At 72.5% G+C, this 26,864-nt stretch carries 16 protein-coding genes; 8 read left to right on the top strand and 8 right to left on the bottom strand.

The window, feature by feature from the left end; translation table 11 throughout:
• Positions 1 to 17: 17 nt before the first annotated feature.
• From AC068B_RS28630 to AC068B_RS28610, 5 genes are all read right to left on the bottom strand, one after another.
• Positions 18 to 650, bottom strand: a complete 633-nt coding sequence (locus AC068B_RS28630; RefSeq protein ID WP_478674516.1) for a response regulator — start codon at positions 648 to 650, stop codon at positions 18 to 20.
• Entirely contained in the window at positions 640 to 1,857 is a 1,218-nt protein-coding gene (locus AC068B_RS28625; protein ID WP_478674740.1) for a sensor histidine kinase, read from the bottom strand. The genes AC068B_RS28630 and AC068B_RS28625 overlap by 11 nt, the downstream gene beginning before the upstream one ends.
• A 68-nt stretch (positions 1,858 to 1,925) precedes the next feature.
• Positions 1,926 to 2,699 (bottom strand): ABC transporter permease, encoded by a 774-nt coding sequence (locus tag AC068B_RS28620; RefSeq protein WP_478674515.1) that lies wholly within the window; start codon positions 2,697 to 2,699, stop codon positions 1,926 to 1,928.
• Complete coding sequence (locus AC068B_RS28615; protein WP_478674514.1) at positions 2,696 to 3,598, bottom strand: ABC transporter ATP-binding protein; 903 nt, start codon at positions 3,596 to 3,598, stop codon at positions 2,696 to 2,698. The genes AC068B_RS28620 and AC068B_RS28615 overlap by 4 nt, the downstream gene beginning before the upstream one ends.
• A gap of 82 nt (positions 3,599 to 3,680) precedes the next feature.
• The gene (locus AC068B_RS28610; RefSeq protein WP_478674513.1) at positions 3,681 to 5,261 is read right to left on the bottom strand and encodes a glycosyltransferase family 39 protein; all 1,581 of its coding nucleotides are present in this window, start codon (positions 5,259 to 5,261) and stop codon (positions 3,681 to 3,683) included.
• 237 nt (positions 5,262 to 5,498) lie between these two features.
• Here AC068B_RS28610 and AC068B_RS28605 point away from each other — a divergent pair, with 237 nt between their 5' ends.
• The 5 genes from AC068B_RS28605 (at position 5,499) to AC068B_RS28585 (ending at position 14,600) form a co-directional block, all read left to right on the top strand.
• Positions 5,499 to 7,406, top strand: coding sequence for an ABC transporter ATP-binding protein (locus AC068B_RS28605; protein ID WP_478674512.1), 1,908 nt, complete (start codon positions 5,499 to 5,501; stop codon positions 7,404 to 7,406).
• Positions 7,403 to 9,295, top strand: coding sequence for an ABC transporter ATP-binding protein (locus AC068B_RS28600; RefSeq protein ID WP_478674511.1), 1,893 nt, complete (start codon positions 7,403 to 7,405; stop codon positions 9,293 to 9,295). The genes AC068B_RS28605 and AC068B_RS28600 overlap by 4 nt, the downstream gene beginning before the upstream one ends.
• Before the next feature lie 4 nt (positions 9,296 to 9,299).
• Positions 9,300 to 10,100 (top strand): hypothetical protein, encoded by an 801-nt coding sequence (locus tag AC068B_RS28595; RefSeq protein WP_478674510.1) that lies wholly within the window; start codon positions 9,300 to 9,302, stop codon positions 10,098 to 10,100.
• 486 nt (positions 10,101 to 10,586) lie between these two features.
• Entirely contained in the window at positions 10,587 to 12,662 is a 2,076-nt protein-coding gene (locus AC068B_RS28590; RefSeq protein ID WP_478674509.1) for a M4 family metallopeptidase, read from the top strand.
• A 318-nt stretch (positions 12,663 to 12,980) separates the two neighbouring features.
• Entirely contained in the window at positions 12,981 to 14,600 is a 1,620-nt protein-coding gene (locus tag AC068B_RS28585; protein WP_478674508.1) for a M4 family metallopeptidase, read from the top strand.
• A 93-nt stretch (positions 14,601 to 14,693) separates the two neighbouring features.
• On the opposite strand, the gene AC068B_RS28580 is transcribed toward AC068B_RS28585, so the two are convergent.
• The 3 genes from AC068B_RS28580 to AC068B_RS28570 all read right to left on the bottom strand — a co-directional run bounded on the left by AC068B_RS28580 (position 14,694) and on the right by AC068B_RS28570 (position 19,290).
• Positions 14,694 to 15,248 carry a hypothetical protein gene (locus AC068B_RS28580; protein WP_478674507.1) on the bottom strand — a complete coding sequence of 185 codons (555 nt, stop codon included), beginning with the start codon at positions 15,246 to 15,248 and terminating at the stop codon, positions 14,694 to 14,696.
• Between the two features lie 33 nt (positions 15,249 to 15,281).
• Positions 15,282 to 17,912 carry an alpha-glucan family phosphorylase gene (gene glgP, locus AC068B_RS28575; RefSeq protein WP_478674506.1) on the bottom strand — a complete coding sequence of 877 codons (2,631 nt, stop codon included), beginning with the start codon at positions 17,910 to 17,912 and terminating at the stop codon, positions 15,282 to 15,284.
• A gap of 76 nt (positions 17,913 to 17,988) precedes the next feature.
• A complete protein-coding gene (locus AC068B_RS28570) occupies positions 17,989 to 19,290 on the bottom strand; it encodes a carboxylesterase/lipase family protein (protein WP_478674505.1) in 1,302 nt (433 codons plus the stop codon).
• Between the two features lie 89 nt (positions 19,291 to 19,379).
• On the opposite strand from AC068B_RS28570, the gene AC068B_RS28565 reads away from it, so the two are divergent.
• From AC068B_RS28565 to AC068B_RS28555, 3 genes are all read left to right on the top strand, one after another.
• Positions 19,380 to 22,268 carry a protein kinase domain-containing protein gene (locus tag AC068B_RS28565; protein WP_478674504.1) on the top strand — a complete coding sequence of 963 codons (2,889 nt, stop codon included), beginning with the start codon at positions 19,380 to 19,382 and terminating at the stop codon, positions 22,266 to 22,268.
• An 88-nt stretch (positions 22,269 to 22,356) separates the two neighbouring features.
• Positions 22,357 to 24,672 carry a protein kinase domain-containing protein gene (locus AC068B_RS28560; protein WP_478674503.1) on the top strand — a complete coding sequence of 772 codons (2,316 nt, stop codon included), beginning with the start codon at positions 22,357 to 22,359 and terminating at the stop codon, positions 24,670 to 24,672.
• 266 nt (positions 24,673 to 24,938) lie between these two features.
• Positions 24,939 to 26,864 (top strand): alpha-1,4-glucan--maltose-1-phosphate maltosyltransferase (locus tag AC068B_RS28555; RefSeq protein WP_478674502.1); only part of this gene is annotated, 1,926 nt, incomplete at its 3' end.

Raw genomic sequence — 26,864 nt, 5'->3', positions numbered from 1 at the left:
GGACCCGGGCTCGCGGGTCAGCCGAGGATGCCGCGGCCGTACGCCGTCGCCACGGCCGCGGCACGGTCCTTGACGCCCAGCTTGCCGTAGATGTGGGTGAGATGCGTCTTGACCGTGGCCTCGCTGATGAAGAGTTCGGCGGCGATCTCACGGTTCGACGTGCCCTTGGCGACGAGCGCGAGCACCTCCCTCTCACGGGTGCTCAGCGGCTCGTTGCCGGGGGCACGCACGCGTGAGACGAGGCGGGACGCGACGGCGGGCGAGAGGACGGTGCGCCCTTCGGCCGCCGCCCGGACCGCGGTGAACAGCTCGTCGCGCGGGGCGTCCTTGAGCAGATAGCCGGTCGCGCCCGCCTCGATCGCGGGGAGCGTGTCGGAGTCGGTGTCGTACGTGGTGAGGACCAGGACGCGGGCGCGGGCGCCGCGGCGGGTGAGCTCGGTGATCGCGTCGACGCCGCTGCCGCCCGGCATCCGCAGGTCCATCAGGACGACGTCGGGGTCGAGTTCGGCGGCCAGGGCCACCGCCTCCACGCCGTCCGACGCCTCGCCGAGGACCTGGAAGCCGGGGGCCGACTGGAACATGCCGCGCAGGCCGTCGCGGACGACGGGGTGGTCGTCGACGACGATGAGAGTGATCACTTCAGTGCTCATGGCGCACCAACGGTACGCGAGCGGACACCGCGGTGCCGCCGCCCGCCTCGGACTCCACGGTGAGCGATCCTGCGATGCGTTCGGCGCGGGCCCGCATGCCGTCGAGGCCGAAACCGCCGGTGCCGGTGCGCTCCACGGTGGCGAGGGGGTCGAAGCCGCGGCCGTCGTCGCGCACGTCCAGGATGACCTCGTCGCTCATGAAGGACAGGGTGACGCCGAGGCGGGCCGCGCCCGCGTGCCGGGCGGTGTTGGAGAGGGCCTCCTGGACGATGCGCAGGAGGGTGGCCTCGATCTCGTCGTGGAGGTGTTCGGCGGTGCCGGTGACGGTGAAGTCGGCGCGCACCCCGGTGCGTTCCGCCCACTGGGCGACGGTCTTCTCCAGCGCCTCGGGGAGCCTGTCGTGCTCCAGGGGCGCGGGCGACAGGTTGTGGACGGAGCGGCGGGCCTCGCCGAGGCTGTGCCGGGCGAGGTCGGCGGCCCGGTCCAGGTGCTCGCGGGCCAGCTTCTCGTCGCGGGCGCCCGAGACGACCTGGAGCTGGGCGATGATGCCGGTGAGGCCCTGCGCGATGGTGTCGTGGATCTCGGCGGCGAGCCTGCGCCGCTCGTCGGCGACGCCCGCCTCCCGTGCCTGGACGAGGAGCTGGGAGTGCAGGGCGGCGTTCTCGTCCATCGCCTGCTGGAGCGCGGTGTTGGTGCGCTCCAGCTCGGTGATGGTGGCGGCCGCGTCGAGGGCGCGCCGGTCCTCCTGTTCCGCGAGGTGGGCGAAGACGATGAGCAGGGCGATGTTCACCGCGAGCAGTCCGCCGAAGACTACCCAGCCGAGTTCGTCGTCCGGCGGCAGCCCGCCGGACTGGGAGCCCGCCATGATGACGGCGGTGGCGAAGCGGCCGAGCTTGACCAGGCGCGGGGGCAGCATCCGCTCGGTGCCGAAGTAGCCGACCACGGCGTAGAACGCGAAGAACGGGTTGAGCCAGGTGAGGACGAAGGCGATCGCCCAGCGCAGCCCGTAGTAGACGACGGACGCGGGCGTCGGGCCCCGCTCGGAGTGGACCTTCCTGCCGCGCCACACCTGCAGTACGGCGCCCGCGGCGACCAGGGACCCGGCCACGTACCAGTCGCGCCGGTCCATGCCGACGACGCCGCTCGTGGCGATCGACATCAGGAGGCCGAAGCCCAGGAGGGCGTACGGCCCCCAGCGGTGGAACATTCCCCAGCGCTGTTCGATCAGTTCCGTGGCGTCTGCCGTGCTCGTGCTCACGGGCCAAGTGTGGTCGGTCACTCCCACCGGAACCAACGCGCGGCCCCCGCCGTCAGGAGCACGGCCCACAGGGCGAGGACGCCCAGGTGGGTCCAGCCGGGCCAGTCGCCCGCGGCGGCCTCACTGAGGGCCTGGGAGGCGGCGCCGAGCGGGGTGACCTCCATGATGTGGGCGAGCGTGTCGGGCATCGCCTGCACCGGCAGCCAGACGCCCGCGCTGAACATCATCGGGAAGAAGACGGCGGAGCCGATCGCGGACGCGGCCTTCGTGGTGCGGGCGAGCGCGGAGACCAGGGCGCCCAGGGCGAGCCCGCACAGGATGGCCAGGAGCAGCGCGAGGACGTACCCGAAGACCTGGCCCGGCAGGGCCACGTCGAAGGCGAGCCGCCCCACGGCCAGGGAGAGCAGCGAGGAGAAGAGGGCGGCCCCGCCGTGGATGCCCATCTGCGCGCCGAGGACGGCGGAGGGTCGCACCGGGGTCGCGGACATCCGGCGCAGGATGCCGCGCTCGCGGTAGCCGGTGATGAGCGGCGGCATCGCCTGCAGCCCCGCCATGATCAGGCCGATCAGCACCGTGACGGGTACGTACGCGTCGACCATCCGGTTGCCGCCGAGCGAGTCGGTGGGGTCGCGGAAGGAGGGGATGGAGCCGAGGATGGCGAGGAGGATCGTGGGGAACGCCATGATCCAGAAGAGGGCGCCGGGTTCGCGGCGGAAGAGGCGGAACTCCGCCTTGAGGACGGCGGAACCACCGCTGCTGCCGGTGGCGTGCGGTGCAGCGACGGCGGTCATGCCGATACTCCCGTCAGGTCGAGGAACGCGTCGTCCAGCGTGGCGTCGGCGACGCGGAGCTGGTGCGCGGTGATGTGGTGGCGGGCGAGCAGGGTGATGGCGGCGTCGACGGTCTCGTCGGTGCCGTTCAGGGTGTAGCGGCCGTCGTGCTGCTCGACCGAGGTGACGGCGGGCAGTCCCGCGAGGGCTCGCTCGTCCAGCGGCGCGGACGGCGTGAACGACATGACGGTGGAGCTCGCGGACCGGCTGATCAGTCCGGCGGGCGAGTCGAGGGCGGCGACCCGGCCCTTGTCGATGACCGCGATGCGGTCGCAGAGGCGCTGCGCCTCCTCCATGAAGTGGGTGACGAGCAGGACCGTGACTCCCCTGCCGCGCACGTCCTCGATGAGCTCCCAGGTGTCGCGGCGGGCGCGCGGGTCGAGGCCGGTGGTCAGCTCGTCCAGGACGACGACCTTCGGGTTGCCGATGAGGGCGAGCGCGATGAACAGGCGCTGCTTCTGGCCGCCCGAGAGCTTGCCGAAGCGGCTGTCGAGCTTCTCGGTCAGGCGCAGGCGTTCGGCGAGCGGCCGCCAGTCGGCGGGGTTCGGGTAGAACGCGGCGTACAGCTCAAGGGCCTCGCGGACGGTGAGCTTCGGCTGGAGCTCGCTCTGCTGGAGCTGTGCGCCGAGGATGCGGGTGAGGCGTGCGTGGTCGGCGGCGGGGTCGAGCCCCGCGACGCGGACGACACCGGAGTCGGGGGTGCGCAGGCCCTCGACGCACTCCACGGTGGTGGTCTTGCCCGCGCCGTTCGGGCCGAGTATCCCGAAGATCTCGCCCTCCTCGACGGCGAAGGAGACACCGTCGACGACGGTGCGTCCGCCGTAGGCCTTCTTGAGTCCGTGCACTTCGATGAGGGGCATGCGTCGAGAATCGCCGGTGGGCGGGGGTGCGGGCATCGCCCATCGCGCTCGAAGAGACATCAACCGATCGGTTGATGGGGGACTACGACCCCGCGGGTCCCGCGGCGCAGCTCCGGCCGCGCTCGTAGGCCTGGACGCGGCGGCCGCGCACCTCCGTGTCCGCGCAGCGGGTGAAGTGGTCGACCAGGACCCGGCGCTTGACGGTGTCGCGCGCGCCGCCGGAGTCGCCGTGTCCTTCGGCATCCGTGACGACCACGATGCGGTGCTTGCCGAGCATCGCCCTGCGGATGTGCGCGGGCGCGGCCTCCCTGCCCTGGAGCGTGCCGGAGGCGGTGGGGCTCTGGGCGAGCGCCAGGTCGTCGAGGCCGATGAAGGAGCCGGGCGACACCTCGGCGGTGTCGCGGCGCAGGGAGGGGATGAAGAGCACGCCGTCGCCGGGCCGGGCCGCCTTGGCCACCGTCTCGGCGGGGGCCAGGACGTCGTCGACGCGGCTCTGCGGGGAGCGCAGGTCGAGCTGGAGCGGCAGCAGCGCGGCGAAGACGGCGAGGACGAGTGCGGTGAGGGGCCGCCAGGAGCGTACGAGTGCGCCGGTCGCGGCGCCGACGAGCAGGCCGAGCCCGAGGTTGGCGAAGAGGACGTAGCGGTCGATGTAGAGCGGCTTGACCAGTGAGACGAGCATCAGGGCGAGGACGGGGAACGCGAGGAGGGGCAGGCCGACGGAGGCGACGGAGACCGCGGGGACGACGGAGACCGCGGGGGTGGTCGACGCGGTACGGGGCGCCGCCGCGGCCCCCGCACGCCGTCGCGACAGGCGCCCGCACAGCAGCCCCAGGGCCAGCACGAGCAGCGGCGCCAGTGCGGTCGACCAGGTGAGCGGGCGTATCCAGGCGATCTGTTCGGACTGGGAGCGGCTGATCAGGACGATCGGCAGCGCACCGGTGACGACCGCCGCGGCCGCCGTCAGCCAGCGGGTCAGGAGCGGGGCCGTGCCGCGCCGGTGCGCCATGAGGACGGTCACCGCATGGGCCGGAAGGGCGAGCAGGGAGAACCAGTTGAGCAGCGCGGCGACGAGCATGGCCGCCGCGTACCCGACCCAGCGGCGAGCGGCCGTGCCCGGTCCCCCGCGGCCGTCCACCAGGGTCACGAGAAGCAGCGTGGCCACCGCCACCGCGGCCACCACCAGGGCGTACGAACGTCCGTCCTGCGCGTAGTGCTGGGTGCTCGGCACGAGGGCGAAGGCGATACCGGCCGCGACGCCCGTGCGGGGCCCGGCCAGCCTGCGGGCGATCGCGGCGACCGCGGCGGCGGCACCGGCCATGGCGAGGACGGAGGGCAGCCGCAGGGCGACGAGGCTGTCCCCGAAGACGGTGAAGACGCCGTGCACGAACAGGTAGTAGACGCCGTGGACGACATCGGTCCCGTCCAGCATGTGCGCGAGGTCGGGCAGCGATCTGTGGGCGGCTTCCCAAGTCGCGGCCTCGTCGCGCCACATGCTGTTCTCGCGGGTGATGCCCCAGAGGCCGAGGAAGAGGGCGAGGACGGCCGGGCCGATCGTGCCGAGCGCGGGCGTCGGCACGGACGCGGGCAGGGGCGGGCGCGGCAGGGGGCTGGGCTCGGGCCCGGACACGGGGCTGGGGCCGGGGCTGAGGACGGTCGCGGTCACGTCTCAGACGCTAGGCAGCGGCGGGATCAAGGTCGTCACCAGCGGTGACGAGGTGTCAGGTCCGTCGTGGGAGTGACCACGGGCGGGCATCGGCCTTAGGGCGTAGCACTTCAGTACCTGAGGTGCAGGCGTGCTCGGCGGCACCGGCTCGGGCCCCGGGCCTAGGCCCAGCGCAGTACCTCGTACGGTCCGAAACTCGGTGGGTTCTGTCAGTGGCGATCCGTAGGCTCGCTCCTGATGTCGAAATCAGATGCCCCTGCCAAGGATCGGTCCACCGTACGGACGCTGCTGCGGCTCTGGCCGTATGTGCGGCCGGTGCGAACTCGCCTGATCATCGCGGCACTTGTCGCGATCGTCGCCTCCTGCACGGGGCTCGTCTTCCCCCTCGTGCTGAAGTGGATGGTGGACGGCCCGGTGGCCGACCGGGATCCGACGGGGGTGTGGCTGGGAGCCCTGCTGCTCCTCCTGCTCGGCGTCACGGAGGCGCTGCTGTTCGGGCTGCGGAGGTGGCTGGTCGCCCGGCCGCTCGCGAGCGTGGAGGCGTCGATGCGGGCGGACCTCTTCCGCCATCTGCAGCGGCTCCCGGTGGCCTTCCACGACCGGTGGGCGTCCGGTCAGCTGCTCTCGCGCGGCACGACGGACCTGATGCTGATCCGCCTGTTCCTCGCCTTCCCGATGACGTTCCTGCTGGTCAACGGCGCGACGATCGTGGTCGGCGTGATCATCCTGCTCGCGCAGGACTTCACGCTCGGGCTGGTGCTGCTCGCTCCCGTGGTGCCGATGGTGATCGCGACGGCGTACTTCGAGGGGCGTTACGCCGCCGTGGCGCGGCGGGCGCAGGACCAGGTCGGCGATCTGACGACGGTCGTCGAGGAGAGCGTGCTCGGCATCCGCATCATCAAGGGCTTCGGCCGCCACCGCACGCAGGCGCGGGCGTTCCGTGAGCTGTCGCGCACGCTGCGCGGCACCGAGATGGTCAAGGCGCGGCTGCTCGCCGCGATCTGGGGCGTGATCGTGACACTCCCCGAGATCGCCATCGGGGCGGCGCTGGTGCTCGGCACGGTGCGGGTCGCGGACGACGGGCTCTCGGCGGGCACGCTGGTCGCCTTCTTGTCGACGGCGCTCGCGCTGCGCTGGCCGGTGGAGTCGATCGGCTTCCTGCTCGCGATGAGCCAGGAGTCGGCGACGGCCACGGAACGGTACTTCGAGGTGATGGACGCGGAGCCGGAGAGCGACACGGTGGCCGAGCCGCGGGAGGGGGATGCGGCGGACGGCGGCGGACTGCGGTTCGACGGCGTGGAGTTCCGGTACCCCGACGCGCCCGCGGACGCCCCCGCGGTCCTCGCCCGCGTCGATCTGCACGTGCGCCGCGGCGAGACCATGGCGCTGGTCGGCGCGACCGGCAGCGGCAAGACGACGCTCACCGCGCTGGTGCCCCGGCTGCACGAGGTGACCGGAGGCCGCATCACGCTGGACGGCGAGGACATCACCGCGATGGACCGCGCGCACCTGCGCACCCTCGTGGCCGTCGCCTTCGAGGAACCCACCCTGTTCTCCGCGACGGTCGGCGAGAACGTGCTGATGGGTGCCGAGGAGAGCGCGGGCGACGTCGAGTTGGACCGCGCGCTCGACGTGGCGCAGGCCGGGTTCGCGCACGCCCTGCCGCAGGGCACCGGCACCCAGGTCGGCGAGCAGGGCCTGAGCCTGTCCGGTGGCCAGCGCCAGCGTCTCGCCCTGGCCCGCGCGGTCGTGGGACGCCCCCGCTTCCTGGTCCTCGACGACCCGCTGTCCGCGCTGGACGTCCACACGGAGGCGCTGGTGGAGGCGGCGCTGCGGCGGGTCCTCGTGGACACGACCGCGCTGATCGTCGCCCACCGCCCTTCCACGGTGCTGCTCGCCGACCGTGTCGCCCTGCTGTCGGGCGGCCGCGTCGCCGCCGTCGGCACCCACCAGGAACTGCTGCGGGAGAACGCGGAGTACGCCTGGCTGATGTCAGGAGCAGGGACAGAGACAGAGACAGAGCCAGGGACAGGGACAGGGACAGGGACAGAGGGACAGCCAGAGACCGAGACCGAACCCGGGGCCCCGTCCACCCCCACCACTGGCCACCCCACCGGCCGTCCCACCGAGGAGGCCACCCGATGACCGTGTCCGCGTCCGGATCCGTCCAGGAGAAGCCCCTCGGCCCGGAGGGAGACGACGAACCCGACCTCCCCGACCCGTCCGCCGGGGCGGACGACCCCTTCGACAAGGACGAGCTCCCCGCGCCTGCGGGCGCCACCCGCGCCCTGCTGTTCTCGCTGCTCTCGCCGCTGCGCCGCCGCGTCGCGCTCGCCGCCGTCCTGCTGCTCCTGCAGCAGGCCGTCGTGCAGGCGGGGCCGCTGCTCGTCGCGTACGCCATCGACCGCGGCGTGCCCGCCGTGCGCGCCGACGACTACGGCCCGCTGACAGCCATCGGCGTCGGCTTCCTGTGCTGCGCGGCCGCGTCCGGCGCGCTCCAGTACGCGTTCATCATCGCCTCCGCACGCGTCAACCAGGACGTGCTGCTCGATCTGCGCGGCCGCATCTTCCGGCACGCGCAGGCGCTCAGCGTCGACTTCCACGAGCGGTACACCTCGGGCCGCCTCATCTCCCGCTCCACCACCGACGTCGAGTCGCTGCGCGAGCTGCTCAGCGAAGGACTGCAGGAACTCCTCACGGTCATCCTGTCCTTCGTCTACATCTCGGCGATGCTGCTCTGGCTCGACCTGGGGCTCGGCGCGGTGGCGGTTGCCTCCTTCGTCCCGCTGTACCTCCTCATCCGCCTCTACCAGCGGCGCGCCGGAGTGATGTTCCGCAACCGGTCGACCGCCATCGCCGCCGTCATCGTGAAGTTCGCGGAGACCATGAACGGCATCCGGCCGGTGCGGGCCTTCCGCAGGGAGCGGGCCAACGACGCGGAGTTCGGTGTGCTCAACCACCGCCACGAGCGGACCAACGGCGACGCGATGCTGGAGATGGCCCGCTATGTCGTCGGCTCGCGGCTGGTCGCCAACACCGCGGTGGCCGCCATCGTGCTGTGGGGCGCCCACCGTGTCGCGGACGGCGGACTCGCGCTCGGCGTGCTGGCCGCCGCCGTGCTGTACCTGCGGCGCCTGTATGACCCGATCGACCGGCTCGGCATGTTCCTCAACTCCTACCAGTCGGCGGCCGCGTCCCTGGAGAAGGTCGCGGGGCTGCTCGCCCAGACCCCGACCGTGCCCGAGCCCGACGCCTCCGTCGCGCGCCCGCTGCCCGCCCTGGAGACCGACCACCCGGGCCGCGAGGTGCGCTTCGCAGGGGTGCGGTTCGCCTACCGCACGGGCGGCGAGATCCTGCCCCGCTTCGACCTGACGCTGCCCGCCGGGCAGACCGTCGCCGTGGTCGGCTCCACGGGGGCGGGCAAGTCCACGCTGGCGAAGCTGCTCGCCCGCTTCTACGACCCGACGGAGGGCGGCGTCCTCCTGGACGGCGTCGATCTGCGGGACCTCGCCCATGCCGAACTGCGGCGCGGGGTCGTCATGGTGACGCAGGAGGCGTTCCTGTTCTCCGGCACCGTCGCGGAGAACATCGCGATCGGCCGCCCGGACGCCACCCGCGAGGAGATCGAGCGAGCCGCCAAGGCCATCGGCGCCCACGACTTCATCATGCAGCTCCCGGACGGGTACGACACGGACGTACGCAAGCGAGGCGGCCGGATCTCCGCGGGCCAGCGCCAGTTGGTGGCCTTCGCGCGGGCGCTGCTCGCCGACCCCGCGGTGCTGATACTCGACGAGGCGACCAGCTCGCTGGACATCCCGGGCGAGCGGGCGGTGCAGCGCGCGATGCACACGGTGCTGCGCGGCCGCACGGCCGTGGTGATCGCCCACCGCCTCTCCACGGTGGAGATCGCCGACCGGGTCCTGGTCATGGAGCACGGCAGGATCGTGGAGGACGGCAGCCCCGACGAACTCATCGCGGGCACGGGAGCGTTCGCCGACCTGCACCGGGCCTGGCGGGACAGTGTGGTGAGCTGACGGGATGAGCGACGACACACGCACAGACGTGGAGCAGGACCCGAGCGGAGCCCTTGACGTGCTCACCGTGCCCACGAGCCATCAGGGATACCCGGGCGTCGCCTTCGGCGGGTACGTCGCCGGGGTGCTCGCAGGGCGCGCGGCGGCCCGCACGGTCCGGGTGGACTTCCGGGCCGCGACCCCGGTGGACGCTCCCCTCCTGCTCGGGGGCCTCGCGGGCGGCGGGGCCAGGCTGACCGACGAGAAGGGTGCCGTGCTCGCGACGGCGACGCCCGCGCCCGACCTGCCCGTGTCCGGCGCCCCGGACGCGCCGTCCTGGGAGCAGGCCGCGGCGGCCACCGAGGCGTTCCGCACCACCGGTCTTACGGGGCTCGCCGAGGACGGGACCGTGGTCGACTGCTTCGGCTGCGGGCCGCGCCCACCGGGCCGGGGCCTGCGCCAGCACTGCATGCCGGTGCCCGGCCGCGACGTGGTGGCGACGGCGTGGACCGCGCATCCCGCGTTCGCCGACGCACGCGGGCTGCTGCGGGAAGAGCTGCTCTGGGCCGTCCTCGACTGCCCGACGGCCTGGGCGGGCGTGCACGCGGGGAGCCTTCGGCCGGGCGCGGTCACGGCCTCGCTCACGGCGACGCTGCTGCGCCCCGTGGCCGCGGGCGAGGAGCACATCACGCACGCCTGGCCGATCTCCACGGCGGGCCGCAAGCACACGATGGGCGTGGCGGTGTCGACCGCGGGCGGCCAATGGTGCGCCCTGGGCGAGGCGTTGTGGATCGATCCGCGGGAGGAGCGCGGGCGCCGCGGATGAACTCGGCGCGAACACCTCCCACTCCGGCCCCCATGGGTATCAATCGCCACTATTCCTCCCATCCGCCACAGAACTGAGCCACCGGCGAAATACGGCCACACATCACCGATCACGGCGTCGCGCAGCACTTTCGAACAGGACTCCGCAAGACACCCGTGTGAGAGCGTGACCCTCACACGTCCAGGCCCCGCACGGCCTCCGGGCGCTCCGCCCCAGGCCCCCCGCCGCGACTCCGGATACCGAACGCGCGCCACCGGCCAACGGACTGAATCCGGCCAACTACTGATGCGCACCTGACAACAGGTGCCCTCCGGTGCCACTCTTCCCCTCGACCGCCGCACGGCTTTCAACAAGGCGACGGTTTCTCTTCACGCAATACCCGTTGTGCACCGCCCAGTTCTGCGTTCCGCCTTGCTCTGCCCGGACGGCGATCCAGCCGCCCGGTAGCTCTGGCCGCGCACCCCCGCGGCCGCGCAGAAGGAGTCCGTGTTGAGAAACACCTCCCACAGACACACCCCCCGCACTCGTTCGGTCCGCACTCGTGCGACCGCCGTCGGGGCCCTCTCCGCCGTCGCCGCCCTTCTGGCGGTCGCCGTTCAGGCAGGCCCCGCCTCGGCCGATGACCCGGCCGTCAAGGCGAGCCCCGCGGCGGCCCAGAAGCTCGGCAAGGTCGACCCCGGCGCCCTGGCCGCCAAGCTCTCCCCCGCCCAGCGCGCGGAGCTCATCCGCGACGCCAACGCCACCAAGGCGGACACCGCCGAGGACCTGGGCCTGGGCGCCAAGGAGAAGCTGGTCGTCCGCGACGTCGCGAAGGACCGTGACGGCACGGTCCACACCCGCTACGAGCGCACCTACGACGGCCTGCCCGTCCTCGGCGGCGACCTGGTGGTCGACACCGCCAAGTCCGGGAAGACCGAGAGCGTCACGAAGGCCGCCAAGGCGCAGCTCAAGGGCGTCGACACGAGCGCGGACATCAAGGCGTCGGCCGCCGAGAAGCAGGCGCTCGGCGCGGCGAAGGCCGAGGGTTCGAAGAAGACCGACGCGGACCGGGCGCCGCGCAAGGTCGTGTGGATGGCCAAGGGCAAGCCGACCCTCGCGTACGAGACCGTGGTCGGCGGGCTGCAGCACGACGGCACCCCGAACGAGCTGCACGTCATCACGGACGCGGCCACCGGCAAGAAGCTCTTCCAGTGGCAGGGCGTCGAGAACGGCACGGGCAACACGCAGTACAGCGGCCAGGTGACGGTCGGCTCCGTCCAGTCGGGCTCCACGTACAACCTGACCGACTCGGGCCGCGGCAACCACAAGACGTACAACCTGAACCACGGCTCATCGGGCACCGGCACGCTCTTCTCCGGTCCCGACGACGTCTGGGGCAACGGGCAGGCCTCCAACGCGGAGACCGCGGGCGCGGACGCCGCCTACGGCGCGCAGCTCACCTGGGACTACTACAAGAACGTGCACGGCCGCACCGGCATCCGCGGCGACGGTGTCGGCGCGTACTCGCGGGTCCACTACGGCAACAACTACGTCAACGCCTTCTGGCAGGACTCCTGCTTCTGCATGACGTACGGCGACGGCTCGGGCAACGCCGCGCCGCTGACGTCCATCGACGTGGCGGCCCACGAGATGACGCACGGCGTGACGGCGGCGACCGGCAACATGACGTACAGCGGCGAGTCCGGCGGCCTGAACGAGGCCACCTCCGACATCTTCGCGGCGGCCGTGGAGTTCAACGCCAACAACGCCTCCGACAAGGGCGACTACCTCGTCGGCGAGAAGATCGACATCAACGGCGACGGCACCCCGCTGCGCTACATGGACAAGCCCTCCAAGGACGGCGGGTCCAAGGACTCCTGGTACTCGGGCATCGGCAACATCGACGTGCACTACTCGTCGGGTGTCGCCAACCACTTCTACTACCTGCTGAGCGAGGGCAGCGGCAAGAAGGAGATCAACGGCGTCCAGTACGACTCGCCGACCTCCGACGGGCTGCCCGTGACCGGCATCGGCCGGGACAAGGCCTCGCTGATCTGGTTCAAGGCGCTCACCACGAAGTTCACCACGACCACCAACTACGCGGCGGCCCGCACCGGGACGCTCGCGGCGGCCGGTGAGCTGTACGGCACCACGAGCAACGAGTACAAGGCCGTCGCCCACGCCTGGGCGGCCGTGAACGTCGGCAGCCGCCCCGGCGGCGAGGAGCCCCCCGGCACGTCCTTCGAGAACACCACGGACGTGAACATTCCGGACGCGGGCGCCGCGGTGACCTCGTCGGTCAACGTCACCGGACGCAGCGGAAACGCGCCGAGCGCGCTGAAGGTCGGCGTGGACATCGTGCACACCTGGCGCGGTGACCTGAAGGTCGACCTGCTCGCCCCCGACGGGTCGGTCTACCCGCTGAAGGCGGCCAGCTCCTCCGACTCGGCGGACAACGTCAAGGAGACCTACACGGTCAACGCCTCGTCCGAGGTGGCCAACGGCACCTGGAAGCTGCGCGTTCAGGACGTGGCCAGGCAGGACACGGGTTACATCAACAGCTGGAAGGTGACCTTCCCGTAAACCCGTACGTCCCTTTCGGACACCGAGCACGGACCGCCCTCGCGGCTGAGGGCGGTGACAGACGGCGCCGCCCCGGGTGGATCAACTCCCCGGGGCGGCGCGCTCGTTCATACCCGTACGAATTCACGATCTGTTCGCATTGCGTACTTCGACCCTCGCTCAACGAACGATTTCCGGCCAACATGCGATCAAGTGATGACATGTACCTGGCTCGAATGACACTCTTCCCTCGCACCACACACGAGTCACACCCGCACCGCATCTTTCATGCCCGGGCAGTCACCCACGCCGCCCGGGCCCCCCACAGAAGGAGCCTGCGTGACCCCCCACATATCCCGTAAGCGTTCGATGCTGGCGATCTCCACCGCGGTTGCCGCCGGAGCGCTGCTGGCCGCCGGACTGACCACCGGCGCCTCCGCCCAGCCCGCCGGGCCCTCCGGCGCGCCGGTCGCCCTCTCGTCGACGGCTCGCGCCGGGCTCCTCCAGGACGCCAACGCGGACAAGGCCGCCACCGCCGAGAAGATCGGCCTGGGCGCCAAGGAGAAGCTGGTCGTCCGCGACGTCGTCAAGGACGCCGACGGCACCACCCACACCCGCTACGAGCGCACCTACGAGGGCCTGCCCGTCCTCGGCGGCGACCTCGTCGTGCACACCGCCAAGAGCGGCAAGGTGAAGAGCGTCACGAAGGCCACCAAGGCCACGGTGAAGGTCGCCTCCACCGACGCGAAGCTCGGCAAGTCCTCGGTCGCCAAGTCCGCCGAGTCGACCGCCGCCAAGGCCAAGACCAGCAAGGCCGACGCGCAGTCGCCGCGCAAGGTGATCTGGGCCGCCGAGGGCAAGCCCGTCCTCGCGTTCGAGACCGTCGTGACCGGCATGCAGAAGGACGGCACGCCGAGCCGACTGCGCGTCGTCACGGACGCCGCCACCGGCAAGAAGCTCTTCCAGCAGCAGGAGATCGAGAACGCCACCGGCAACAGCCAGTACAGCGGCAAGGTCGAGATCGGCTCGAAGAAGGGCTCCAACGGCTTCGACCTGACCGACGACTCGCGCGGCGGCCACTCCACGTTCAACCTGGAGAACGGCGAGGGCGAAGGCAAGATCTTCACGGACGACGACGACACGTGGGGCAACGGCAAGCCGGACGACGCCCAGACCGCCGGTGTCGACGCCGCCTACGGCGCCCAGGTCACCTGGGACTACTACAAGACCGTCCACGGCCGTGAGGGCATCAAGGGCGACGGCAAGGGTGCGACCTCGCGCGTCCACTACGGCGACTCGTACGTCAACGCCTTCTGGGACGACAGCTGCTTCTGCATGACGTACGGCGACGGCGAGGGCAACAAGAAGCCCCTCACCTCGATCGACGTCGCGGCCCACGAGATGTCGCACGGCGTCACCTCGGCGACCGGCAACATGGAGTACAGCGGTGAGTCGGGCGGCCTGAACGAGGCCACCTCCGACATCTTCGGCTCCTCCGTGGAGTTCAACTCCAAGAGCCCCGAGGACATCGGCGACTACCTCATCGGCGAAGAGATCGACATCAACGGTGACGGCTCGCCGCTGCGCTACATGGACAAGCCCTCCAAGGACGGCCAGTCCCTGGACAGCTGGAGCGCCGACGCGGGCAACGTCGACGTCCACTACTCCTCGGGCATCGCCAACCACTTCTTCTACCTGCTGTCCGAGGGCAGCGGCGCGAAGGAGATCAACGGCGTCAAGTACGACTCGCCGACCGCCGACGGCTCCAAGGTCGAGGGCATCGGCCGTGACAAGGCCGAGAAGATCTGGTTCAAGGCGCTGACGTCGTACTTCACGACGACCACGGACTACAAGGCGGCCCGTGAGGGCACCCTGAAGGCTGCGACGGACCTCTACGGTGCGGACTCGGCCGAGGCCAAGGCCGTGGGCGCCGCCTGGACCGGCGTCGCGGTCAAGTAACACCTCGCGACTAGCGGTTCCTGCCGCTCAGTTGCACCCGCTCCACCCCAATGGGCGGCACCCGGAGGCACCTTCCTCCCTCCGGGTGCCGCCTCATTGCGTTCTCAGCCCGCGGCTGCCGGTCCGGTTCTGCGCGATGTTCCGTGTCTTCCTGGTCCGGGCCGCCCCGGCGACCACGGCGAGCACCTCCGGCGACGCCGACACCTCGGCGAGGAAGCGCTGCATCCAGTCGGTGACCTCCGCCAACTCGACCGGTGTCGGCACGTGACCGCCCTTGACGGACAGGTACAACAGCCAGTCGTGGACGCGACGGCGGATGAACTCGCGGAACGACTCCACCGTGAGCCGCTCGGTCTCCTGCAGCACTCCGGCCGACCACTGCCGGAACTCCGCAGGTCCGGCCGCCTGCATCGCGATCTCGTCCACGAGGGCGACCACCGCTGTCTTGGCCGCGCTCTCGTCGGGGTCACGCAGGATCGTGGCCACGAGCGCGCGGTCCCGGTCACGGCCCGGCGAGGCCGCGACCGCCGAGACGAGGCGCAGGTACGCGGCCAACCGGACGTGATCGTCCGCCATGGCATCGTCCATGTCCACGTCGACGATGCCTGCCTCCCCCAGCAACTCGGCCACATCGGAACGCAAGGTCATCGCATCATCCTGCCGTAACAGGGTGCGCGTGCCTCACCGCATCAGAACCCCCGCCTCCTCCCCCGTCGCCTCGGAAGGAACCGCCACGAGCCCCAGCTCCGCGGCCCTGCCGCCCAGCAGGCGGTGGGCCGGAAGGATCCGGACCGTGTAGCCGAACGGTCCCGTACGGTCCAGCGCGAGCGGTCCCTCGTACACCCGCCGTCCCTCCCCGTCGGGCCCGCTGACCGGCTTCAGCGGCATCGGGGAGGGGTCGGTGAGGTGGTCCTCCGGGTCGACGCGGCCCGCTACGGCCTGCACTTCCACGTCGTCCGGGGTCAGGTCGCCCAGGTGCACCCGCACCCGCAGGGAGAGCGTCGCGCCCAGTTCGGCGGTGGTGCCGCTCGCCGATGCCTCGACGTGGTCGACGGCGACCCGCGGCCAGGCGGACCGGACCCTGGCCTTCCAGGAGGCGAGCTCGGCGGCGGCCGTGATGTCCAGGGCGCGGTGGGCCCGCGCGGCGGGGGCGTACAGCTTCTCGACGTACTCGCGCACCATGCGGCCCGCGAGGACCTTCGGGCCGAGCCGGGTCAGGGTCCTGCGGACCATCTCGATCCAGCGGTCGGGGAGGCCGCCTGGGCCCTGTTCGTAGAAGCGGGGTGCGATGCGGCGCTCCAGGAGGTCGTAGAGCGCGGCGGCCTCCAGGTCGTCTCGGCGGTCGTCGTCGGTGGCGGAGCCATCCGCCGTGGGGATGGCCCAGCCGAAGTCCGGCTCGAACCATTCGTCCCACCAGCCGTCCAGGACCGAGAGGTTGAGGCAGCCGTTCAGGGCCGCCTTCATCCCGGAGGTCCCGCACGCCTCCAGGGGCCTGAGCGGATTGTTCAGCCACACGTCACAGCCGGGGTAGAGCTTCTGCGCCATCGCCATGCCGTAGTCCGGCAGGAACACGATGTGCCTGCGCACCCGCGGGTCGTCGGTGAACCTGACCAGCTCCTGGATGAGCCGCTTGCCGCCGTCGTCCGCCGGGTGCGCCTTGCCCGCGACGACGATCTGCACGGGCCGCTCGGGGTGGCGCAGCAGCTCCATCAGCCGGTCGCGGTCGCGCAGCATCAGCGTGAGGCGTTTGTACGAGGGGACGCGGCGGGCGAAGCCGATGGTGAGGACGTCCGGGTCGAGCACGCCGTCGATCCAGCCCAGCTCCGCCGTCGCGGCACCGCGCTGGCGCCACGAGTCGTGCAGGCGCCGCCTGACCTCGTGGACGAGCTGCTCGCGCAGGGTGCGGCGGAGCTCCCAGATGTCGGCGTCCTGGATGTCGGCCACCGCGTCCCACCGGTCGGAGCCGCCGACGGAGAGCGCGTCCTCGGTGCGCCGCTCGCCGATCTGCCGCGCGCCGAGCCGGAAGACCTCGGGGGCCACCCAGGTCGGGGCGTGCACGCCGTTGGTGACGGAGGTGATCGGGACCTCCTGGGCGTCGAAGCCCGGCCACAGGCCCGCGAACATCTCGCGGCTCACGGTGCCGTGCAGGGTGCTGACGCCGTTGGCGCGGCTGCCGAGCCGTAAGCCCATCACCGCCATGTTGAAGAGGTTGGGCTCGCCTCCCGGATACGTCTCCATGCCGAGCCGCAGGACGTCCCCCACGTCGATGCGGGGCAGCTCGGCGCCTGCGCCGAAGTGGTGGGCGACCAGCTCGCGGTCGAAGCGGTCGATGCCCGCGGGCACGGGCGTGTGGGTGGTGAAGACGGTCCCGGCGCGCACGGCTTCGAGCGCGGCGTCGAAGCCGACGCCCTGGTGGGCGAGTTCGTGGATGCGCTCCAGGCCGAGGAATCCGGCGTGGCCCTCGTTCGTGTGGAAGACCTCGGGTTCGGGGTGGCCGGTCAGTCGGCAGTACGCACGGACGGCGCGCACTCCGCCGATGCCGAGCAGCATCTCCTGGAGCAGCCGGTGCTCGCTGCCGCCGCCGTAGAGCCGGTCGGTGACGTCGCGCTCGCCGGGGTCGTTCTCCTCGACGTCGGAGTCGAGCATCAGCAGCGGGACGCGGCCGACCTGCGCCTGCCAGACGTGGGCGCGCAGCCACCGCCCGCCGGGCAGCGCGAGCGCCACGATGGCGGGGGCGCCGTCGGCCTCGCGCAGCAGGGCGAGGGGCAGCTCGTTGGGGTCGAGGACCGGATAGTGCTCCTGCTGCCAGGCGTCGTGGGACAGCGACTGGCGGAAGTAGCCGTGCCGGTAGAGCAGTCCGACGCCGATGAGGGGGACGCCGAGGTCGCTCGCGGCCTTCAGGTGGTCCCCGGCGAGGATGCCGAGGCCGCCGGAGTACTGGGGCAGGGCGGCCGTGATGCCGAACTCGGGCGAGAAGTAGGCGACGGAGCCCGGCAGGTGGCCGTCGCCGCGGGACTGCTCCTGGTACCAGCGCTCCCCCTCGACGTACTCGCGCAGGTCGTCGGCGGCCGCGCCGAGCCGCTGCAGGAAGTCGGCGTCGCCCGCGAGCTCGTCGAGCCGGGCGGGCGGCACCTCGCCGAGGAGCCGCACGGGGTCGCAGCCGGATGCCTCCCAGAGCCGTGGGTCGACGGACGCGAACAGGTCACGGGTGCGCGGATGCCAGGACCAGCGCAGATTGCGGGCCAACTCGGAGAGCAGGCCGAGGGGTTCGGGCAGGACGGGACGTACGGTGAATCGACGGATGGCCTTCACAGCGACTCCACCTCTACGGGGAATACGTTACGAATCGACCTACGCGTCGACGGTAGCGGCGACCGGCCCCCGACAACTACGGCGCGCGGGCGGGCGCAAAGGACGCGGGCTCGGCAGGGGCGTGGCGCGGCCAGGTGTCGCCCGGGTCGAGGTCGCGGACGAAGGCGACCCAGGCGGCGTGCATCGCGTCGGCCAGGGACTGGGGCGGGGCGTCGCCCGCGGCGGCGGTGACGCCTTCCGCGTCGAGCAGGTCGAAGACGAAGGGCAGGTCGAGGCAGTGGAAGGCCAGCCCTTGTCGGCTCCCCGGCACGGGTGAGGGCCATGCGAACTCGTAGAGCCACGTGGGGTGTTCGCGTGCGGCGCGGGCCCGTGCCACCGCGAGGGCGGGGTCCCGGAAGACGAGGTCGGTCAGCTCCTGGCCGCCGAACTCGTGGAACTCGTGCCGGGTGTACCCGAGGAGCAGCGGCACCCCGGCCGCCAGATCGCCCTCGGTGAGCTCCGTGAGCACGGGGCGCGGGACCAGCTCCCCGTCGGAGACCGGCCCGAGCAGCGGGCCGGGCAGCCGCTCGCGGCCGGGTCCCGGCGCGCTCAGCGCGTCCTGGAGCTCCAGCAGGCGCCCGTCCGGGAGGTCGCGGAGCGCCGCCGCCGTGGCGGGCAGCCCCGTGCGCCGTGTGAACAGCTCGGCCACGGCCGGGCCGACCCAGTGCTCCTGCGGCTCGATCAGCGAGCCGGACATGGATATCGCCGCCCGGAAGAGACCGCGGGCGCCCGGTGTCGCGAGCAGCGCCTGGACGGCGCCGCCGCCCGCCGACTGCCCGGCGACCGTGACCTTGGCCGGGTCGCCGCCGAACGCCGCGATGTTGTCCCGCACCCACTCCAGGGCGGCGATCCAGTCGCGTACGCCGCGGTTGTCAAGGGCGTCGGTCAGGTGCAGGAAGCCCTCGATGCCGAGCCGGTAGCCCACCGACACGAGGACGACGCCGTCCCGGTTGAACGCGGCCCCGTCGTACCAGGGGCTGGCCGCGGACCCTCCGACGTAGCCGCCGCCGTGGATCCAGAACAGGACGGGGAGCGCCGCGTCCCGGTCCGGGGCGGGCGTGAAGACGTTCAGGTTGAGGATGCCCTCGCCGGGGACCGAGTGCTCCGGAATCGTGGCTCCGTCGCCCAGGCCGCGGCGCTGCGCGGTGGGCCCGTACGCGGTGGCGTCCAGCGGCGCGGTCCACGGCTCCGGCGGGACGGGCGGCGCGAAACGGAGGGGGCCGACGGGCGGCGCGGCGTAGGGGATGCCGAGGAACCGGGTCCCGGTGGCGCGGTGTTCGCCGCGGACGGGGCCGTGGGTGGTGGTGACGGTCGGGTGCGGACGGTCTGCGTCGGCCATGGCCCCACTCGACACCACATTCGGCCCGCCGGGCAACGCCCGCGACTCTCCGGCCGCCCCGCCGCACTCGCTGTAACCTGCAACCTGCCGTGCAGCCACGGCACTTGACGGTCGACAACTGCGACAACCACGGCAACTGCGGCAACGGGGGCGGACGGATGATCGGGCAGCTGCGGGATTCCTCCCCGCCGCGGACAGGGCCGTACGAGACGCTCGCCCGGCTCGGCGCGGGCGGCATGGGCGAGGTCTTCCTGGCGGCGCCCGGACCGCACGACCCCGGCCGCCCCTACGATCCGGACACGCTCGTCGCCGTCAAGGCGATCCGCAAGGACCTCGCGGGCGACGCCGCCTTCCGCGCCCGGTTCCGGCGCGAGATATCCGTCGCGAAGTCCGTGGACAGCCCCTTCGTGGCCCGGCTCGTCGCGGGCGACGCGGACGCCGGACAGCCCTGGCTCGCCACGGAGTACGTCGCCGGGCCGAACCTCGCCGACGCGGTGCGGCGGCACGGGCCGCTGCCGGTCGCCTCCGTCGCGGCGCTCGGCGCGGGAACGGCCCGCGCGCTGGCCGCCGTGCACGCCGCGGGGGCCCTGCACCGCGACCTCAAGCCCGCGAACGTCCTGCTCGGCGCGGACGGGCCCAAGCTCATCGACTTCGGTGTGGCGCGGGCGCTCGGCGCGACCACGATGACCTCGACGGGCCTGCTGGTGGGCACGCCCGGCTTCATGTCCCCCGAGCACGTGGCGGGCGGCCGCCATGTGGTGGCCGCCTCCGACGTGTTCTGCCTGGCGTCGGTCCTCGCCTATGCGGCGTCGGGCGACGATCCGTTCGGGGAAGGACCGGTGGCGGCGGTCCTGTACCGCGTGTCCCGTGCCGAGGCCCGGCTGGAGGGCGTCCCCGAGGAGCTGCGCGAGCTGCTCGCCGCCTGCTTGTCGCGCGATCCGGGCGAGCGGCCGGGACCCGAGGAGGTGGCGGCGGGGTTGGAGGCGCTGCGGGGGGACGGTGGCGGTGGCGGCGCTGGCGATCGGCGTGGAGGAGAAGACCTCGACGGTCCGCGTACCGCCGGGCGTGAGGCGGCGCCGCGCGGCGGCCGAGACGGGAGCGGAGGCGGCGCTGGCGGTGACGGTGGCGGCGCTGGCGGTGGCAGTAGTGACGGCAGCCCTGGCGTGTCCGGGAGCGACTGGCCCGACGGCGTCCTCGGCCTCATCGCCGAAATCCAGCGCGACGTAACGCAGTTGTGCGCCTCGGGGCGCCCGCTGCTGCCCCTGCCTCCGATGCCGACAGGACCCGCGCACCCGGCGACGCAGACCCCCACGCGCACCCCGACGGCGCTCGACGCCTCGGCGCCCACCCCGGCACCCGCCCCGGAACGGTCCGGCCTGCCCGCCCACGGCCTCCCCACCATGAGCTCGGCCGCGCCCGTCGCGCCGCCCCGCCGCGGCATCAGCCGTCGCGGCGCCGTGCTGACCGTGGCCGCCGTGGCCGTGGCGGGGGCAGTCGTCGGCGGCCTGCTCGCCGTGCTGGGCCCCGACTCCGGGGCGGACTCCGGCTCCGGCTCCGAGGCGGGCGGCGGCAAGCCGGGCGGCGACGCCACGGGCGGGCCCGCGGTCCCAGGGGCCGCGAAGCCGTCCCTCTCCCCCGCCCGGCTGGTCGCCACCGCCGGGGTCGACGCGGGAGGCACCGACGACCGCAGCGGCCAGGTACCGCAGTACAAGGCGCAGCGCCCCAAGGGCTGGCAGCCGTGGCGGGCCAGGTTCGGGCATGCGCCGATGAGCTGCGCGGCCGACACCGAGGCGGTCGTGTGCCTGCTGACGAACGGCACGTACGAGGCACGCAGCGCCGTCGACGGCCACCGCCTGTGGACCTCGGACGGCCGCTCGGCACAGGACGCCGAGGTGGGCGGCGAGGCCTACATCAGCCCGTCCGGCGCGCTCTTCATGCCGGGCGACGAACAGGCTCCCGCGGTGCGCGGCGGGACGGCCGTCATCGCGTACAAGGGGCGCGTGCAGGTCCGCGACTCCCGCAGCGGCGACGTGCGGTGGACGGCCGATGCCCCGGCGGGGAAGAAGGCCACGTCCGCCCTGCTCACCGACGACCACCTGATCGTCTCCTCCGAGGGCACCATGGACGGCACGGACGGCCCGACGGGCGCCACGGTCCAGGCGTTCCCCGTGCGGCGCGGGGGCGATCCCGTGTGGACGTACGACCTCAGCGACAAGACCCTCTCCATGGCCGAGGAGGGCAACTACACCGCCTCCCTCGTCCACAACGGCCTGGTCTACGCCGACTCCCGGGACGGCGTCGTCGCGATCGACGAGAAGAAGGGCGACCGCGTGGGCGGCACCTTCGACGACGGCCAGTGCCGCTCCCTCATGGCGGACACGCGCGCCACCGCGGACCCTGACGACGACCAGATCCTCTGCACCCATGTGCTCGGCGACGCCGGGGACCTCGACGATCCGACCGCCGACCCGCAGACCCGGGTGACCCGCATGAACCCCCGCACGCTCGCCGTCGAGGGCAAGTTCGGCTTCAAGGCCCCGCCGGTCGGCTCCGACGGACACCCCGGTCAGGACATCGTGGTGAGCGCGGTCTCCCCCGGCGCGGCGCTCGCCTACGACACGACGGGCGGGAAGCTGCTCGTGGCCGACCCGAAGAACGGCAGGCTCACCCGCAGGGAGCCGCTCTCCGTGGTCGACTACGACATCGAGCGCCCCGTGTCCTCCGGCGCCCTCGTCATCGGCGGCCGCGCCCTGACCGCCGACAACTCCACGCTGCGGACGGTGCCGTTGACGGCGAGGGGCAAGGTCCGCACCGTCCGGGTCCCCGGCGCCCCCGGCAACCGCGTCGCGAAGCCGTCCGAGGACAACGGCACGGTGATCGCCGACCAGCCGAAGCCGCCGACGGTGCTGCCGCTGGGCGGGGTCGCGACGATCGTGTACGACCAGGGGACGGTCGTCTCGGTCAGGCTCCCTTCCTGACCCCCGCCCCACGTTCCTGCCCCCCACCGCCCTACCGACTCTCCCCCTGTCTTCAACTTCCTTACACAGGGCGCCCCTTGGAGGACTCGTGCTCGACCCCCTGCCCGGTCCGCCGCGCCAGGTCGGCCCGTACCGGCTGCTCGCTCTCATCGGCACGGGCGGCATGGGCGAGGTCTACCTGGCCCGCGAGCCGCGGACCGGCGCGCCGCTCGTCGCGGTCAAGACCGTCCGGCCGGACCTGGACATCGACCGGGAGTTCCGGATCCGGTTCCGCCGGGAGATCGCGGCGGCGCGTGCGGTCTCGGGCGAGGGCACGGCGGCCCTGCTCGACGGGGACGCGGACACCGAGGTGCCGTGGCTGGCCACCGAGTACGTCGCCGGGCCTTCGCTCGCGGACGCGGTGCGCCGCTGCGGGCCGCTGCCGACGGAGGCGGTGCGCGCGCTGGGCGCCGGGCTCGCCCGCGCGCTGGCCGCCGTGCACGCGGCCGAGGTCCTGCACCGTGACCTCAAACCCGGCAACGTACTCCTCACCCCCGATGGCCCCACCCTCATCGACTTCGGCATCGCGCAGGCCTTCGACGCGACGGCGCTGACGACGGCCGGGATGGTGGTGGGCACGCCCGGGTTCATGGCGCCCGAGCAGTTGGAGGGCAGCCATGCGGTGGTGCCCGCGTCGGACGTCTTCACGCTGGGCGCGGTGCTCTGCTTCGCGGCCACGGGGCGCGGTCCCTTCGACGACCAGGAACTGGCCTCGGTGATCTTCCGCATCGCGCAGGGCGACGCGGACCTCTCCGCGGTCCCCGACGACCTGCGCGAGGTCATCGCCGACTGCCTGCGCCCGGCGCCCGACGAGCGGCCCACGGCGGCGGGGCTCGCCGAGCGCCTGACGGACGGTGCCGGGCCCGCCGTGCCGTGGCCCCCGCCGGTGCTCTCGCTCTTCGCCGAGCACCGGGAGGCGGTGGCGCGCCGCGAACGGGCGGCGGACCGGGAGTCGTTGGCGAACGCGGCCACGGCGTCCGGGGCCACCCCCTCTCCGCCCCCTCTGGCTCCTCCGACCCCATCGACCCCACCCGACTCACCGGCCCCCCGGCGCCGCGCATGGTGGTTCATCGCCGCCGCGGCGGTGGCGGCCGCGGTGACCGTGGCGGCGGTGCTGATACCCGGGGACGGCGAAAAGGAAGGCACAGGCGGGGGCCCGTCGGCCTCCGACGGCAGCGCCCCCGCCAGCCCCACGGCCCCTACCGCCCGCATCGTCACGGAGTACGGAAACCGGGCCCACTCCGGCGAGTTCGGCGCGGCGAAGAAGCCCGCGTCCGCCCGGCCCAAGGGCTGGAAGCCCTGGTCGGTGAAGCGCCCGAAGGGCCTGGACGACCGGGGCAACGGCTGCCTGCTGGCCGCATCGACGCTCGTGTGCCGGGACGGCAAGGGCGCCGCCACCGCCCTCGACGCGGCGACCGGCGCCCACCACTGGACGTCCCGCGGCTTCCCGGTCACGGCCGACGGCCTCCAGGGCATCCAGGAGCTGCCGCCCGAGAGCGACAGCAAGCGCGTGTACGTGCCGAGCGAACGCGGCGTGATCGCGGTGGACCTGTCCTCAGGCGCCGAGCGCTGGCGCAAGCCGACGGCGCCCGACACGGTCGTGATGGCCCTGACGTACGCGAACGGGGTGGTCTACACCGCCGAGTTCGGCTTCGCGGACGAGACGACGGGCCCGAGCCACGCCCAGGTGCGCGCCCGCCGCGCGAAGGACGGCCGCGAACTGTGGAAGTCGCCTCCGCTGTCCACCAAGGTGCAGTCCTCGCTCCTCGTCGAGGACGGCAAGGTGTACGCGGCCGTCGAGGGCAAGGGCGTCCTGGCCCTCTCCACCGCGAACGGCAAGGTCACCCGCCGCGCGCCCGGCCAGTCCTGCTACGGACTCCTGGCCCACCGCGGGTCGATCCTGTGCTGGGACCACGGCACGCCGGGCGTCCGCGAACTGAACCCCGGAACCCTCGCCACGCGCCGCACCCTGGCACCCGGCCTGGAACCCGCGCTGCCACCGGTCGTCGGCGACGCGGACGTCCTCGTGGTGGCCACCGGGAACCCCGACCCCGACGACCCGGTCACCCACACCATGACGGCCTTCGACTGGCGCACCGGCAAGCGCCTGTGGCGGTACGGCGGCCCGCAGGACACCGTGTCCCTCGCCCTGACGGGCCACCGGGTCCTCGCCGTCGGGCTGTACGAGATGTGGGGCCGCTCCACCGAGGACGACATCAACTCCTACCGCAGGAAGGACATCCCCCTGGCGGACGGACAGACGGAGTACGACGACCCGCCGTCCCTGCGCTTCCCGCTGTACGTGGGCGGCACCCTGTTCACCGCAACGGACGACGGCAGAATCCTCTCCGGCTACGCCCCTTAGGCGTACCGGCTGCCCGGCTCACCCCTCCGCACGGGCGGGGACGTTCAACAAGCCATACGGCATATGCGAATTCGGTCCGCTCTTGCCATTCATGGTGAGGCCGGTCTTGCATGCGCCCTTACGCACTAGTAGTTAACAAAGCGCCGGATTGCTCACCCGAAGGGCGTGGGAAGGCTCTTCCGGTAGGCAATTCGGCCCACAGGCCGACACGCACCGCGGAACCCTCCACACCCCCGTATCCGTGCAGCGGACAGGAGCGGTCAGACATGCCTCTAGGCTCAACCCCGCCGGGCTCGCCCTCGCAGCCCACCATCCCCGTCCTGGATGTGCGGCCCGCCGTCCACGGCGGGCGAAAACCGGCGAAGGCGGTGCCGGGAGAGACGTTCCAGGTCACGGCCACGGTCTTCCGCGAGGGACACGAAGCGGTCGCCGCCAACGTCGTCCTGCGCGACCCCGGGGGGCGCCCCGGCCCGTGGACCCCCATGCGGGAGCTCGCGCCGGGCACCGACCGGTGGGGCGCCGACGTGACGCCGGACGCCGAAGGGCGCTGGACCTACGCCGTGGAGGCGTGGGGCGATCCGGTCACGACCTGGCGCCACCACGCGCAGATCAAGATACCCGCGGGTATCGACACCGATCTGGTCCTGGAGGAGGGCGCGAGGCTCCACGAGCGCGCCGCCACCGGGATACCCCGCACCGACCGGGCCGCCGTCCTCGACGCGGTCCGGGCACTGCGCGATACGGGCCGCTCACCGGCGGCCCGTCTTGCTGCCGCCCTCACCCCGGAAGTGCAGGACACGCTGGCCCGTCATCCGCTGCGTGAACTCGTCACGTCCTCGGAGGAGTTGCCGCTCCTCGTCGAGCGGCGCCGGGCGCTCTTCGGGTCCTGGTACGAGTTCTTCCCGCGGTCGGAGGGCGCCCGCGTGGAGGAGGGGGCACCGCCCGTTCCGGGGACCTTCCGCACCGCGGCCGCGCGGCTGCCCGCCATCGCCGAGATGGGCTTCGACGTCGTCTATCTGCCGCCGATCCACCCGATCGGCACCACCTTCCGCAAAGGGCCGGACAACTCCCTCTCGGTGGGGCCGAACGATGTCGGCGTGCCCTGGGCGATCGGCTCGCCGGAGGGCGGCCACGACGCCGTGCACCCGGATCTGGGGACGCTCGACGACTTCGACGCGTTCGTGCGCCGCGCCGCCGACCTCGGCCTCGAAGTCGCCCTGGACTTCGCGCTGCAGTGCTCGCCGGACCACCCGTGGGTGGAGAAGCACCCCGACTGGTTCCGTCACCGGGCGGACGGCACCATCGCGTACGCGGAGAATCCGCCGAAGAAGTACCAGGACATCTATCCGCTCGCCTTCGACAAGGATCTGCCGGGGCTGATCGCGGAGACCGTGCGGCTGCTGCGCTTCTGGATGGGGCACGGCGTACGCGTCTTCCGCGTCGACAATCCGCACACCAAGCCCGTCGTGTTCTGGGAGCGGGTGCTCGCGGACATCAACGGCACGGACCCCGACGTCATCTTCCTCGCCGAGGCGTTCACCCGCCCCGCGATGATGCAGACCCTCGCGGCCGTCGGCTTCCAGCAGTCCTACACGTACTTCACCTGGCGGAACGGGAAGGACGAACTCACCGACTACCTCACTGAGTTGTCGCGGGACACCGCGCACTTCCTGCGTCCCAACTTCTTCGTGAACACCCCCGACATCCTGCACGCCTACCTCCAGGAGGGTGGCCGTCCCGCCTTCGAGGTGCGGGCCGTGCTCGCCGCCACGCTGTCGCCGACGTGGGGCGTCTACAGCGGATTCGAGCTGTGCGAGAACACCGCGGTACGGCGAGGGAGCGAGGAGTACCTGCATTCGGAGAAGTACCAACTGCGGCCACGCGACTGGGCGTCGGCCGCACAAAGAGGCGACACGATCGCCCCGCTGATCACCGCGCTCAACCGCATCCGGCGCGCGAGCCCCGCGCTCCGGCAACTGCGCGACCTGCACTTCCACCAGACGGATCAGGAAGCGGTGATCGCGTACTCGAAGACGGCCGTCGGCGAGCACGGCTCGAACATTGTTCTCGTCGTCGCCAACCTCGACCCTCACCACACCCAGGAGGCCACGGTCTCGTTGGACATGCCGCAACTCGGCCTGGAATGGCACGAGTCCGTGCCGGTGCGCGACGAGCTCACCGGCGAGACCTAC

This window comes from Streptomyces sp. NPDC042371, from assembly GCF_056437465.1.
The sequence above is the reverse complement of the archived record's forward strand: the minus strand, read 5'-3'. Positions and strand labels throughout refer to the sequence as shown.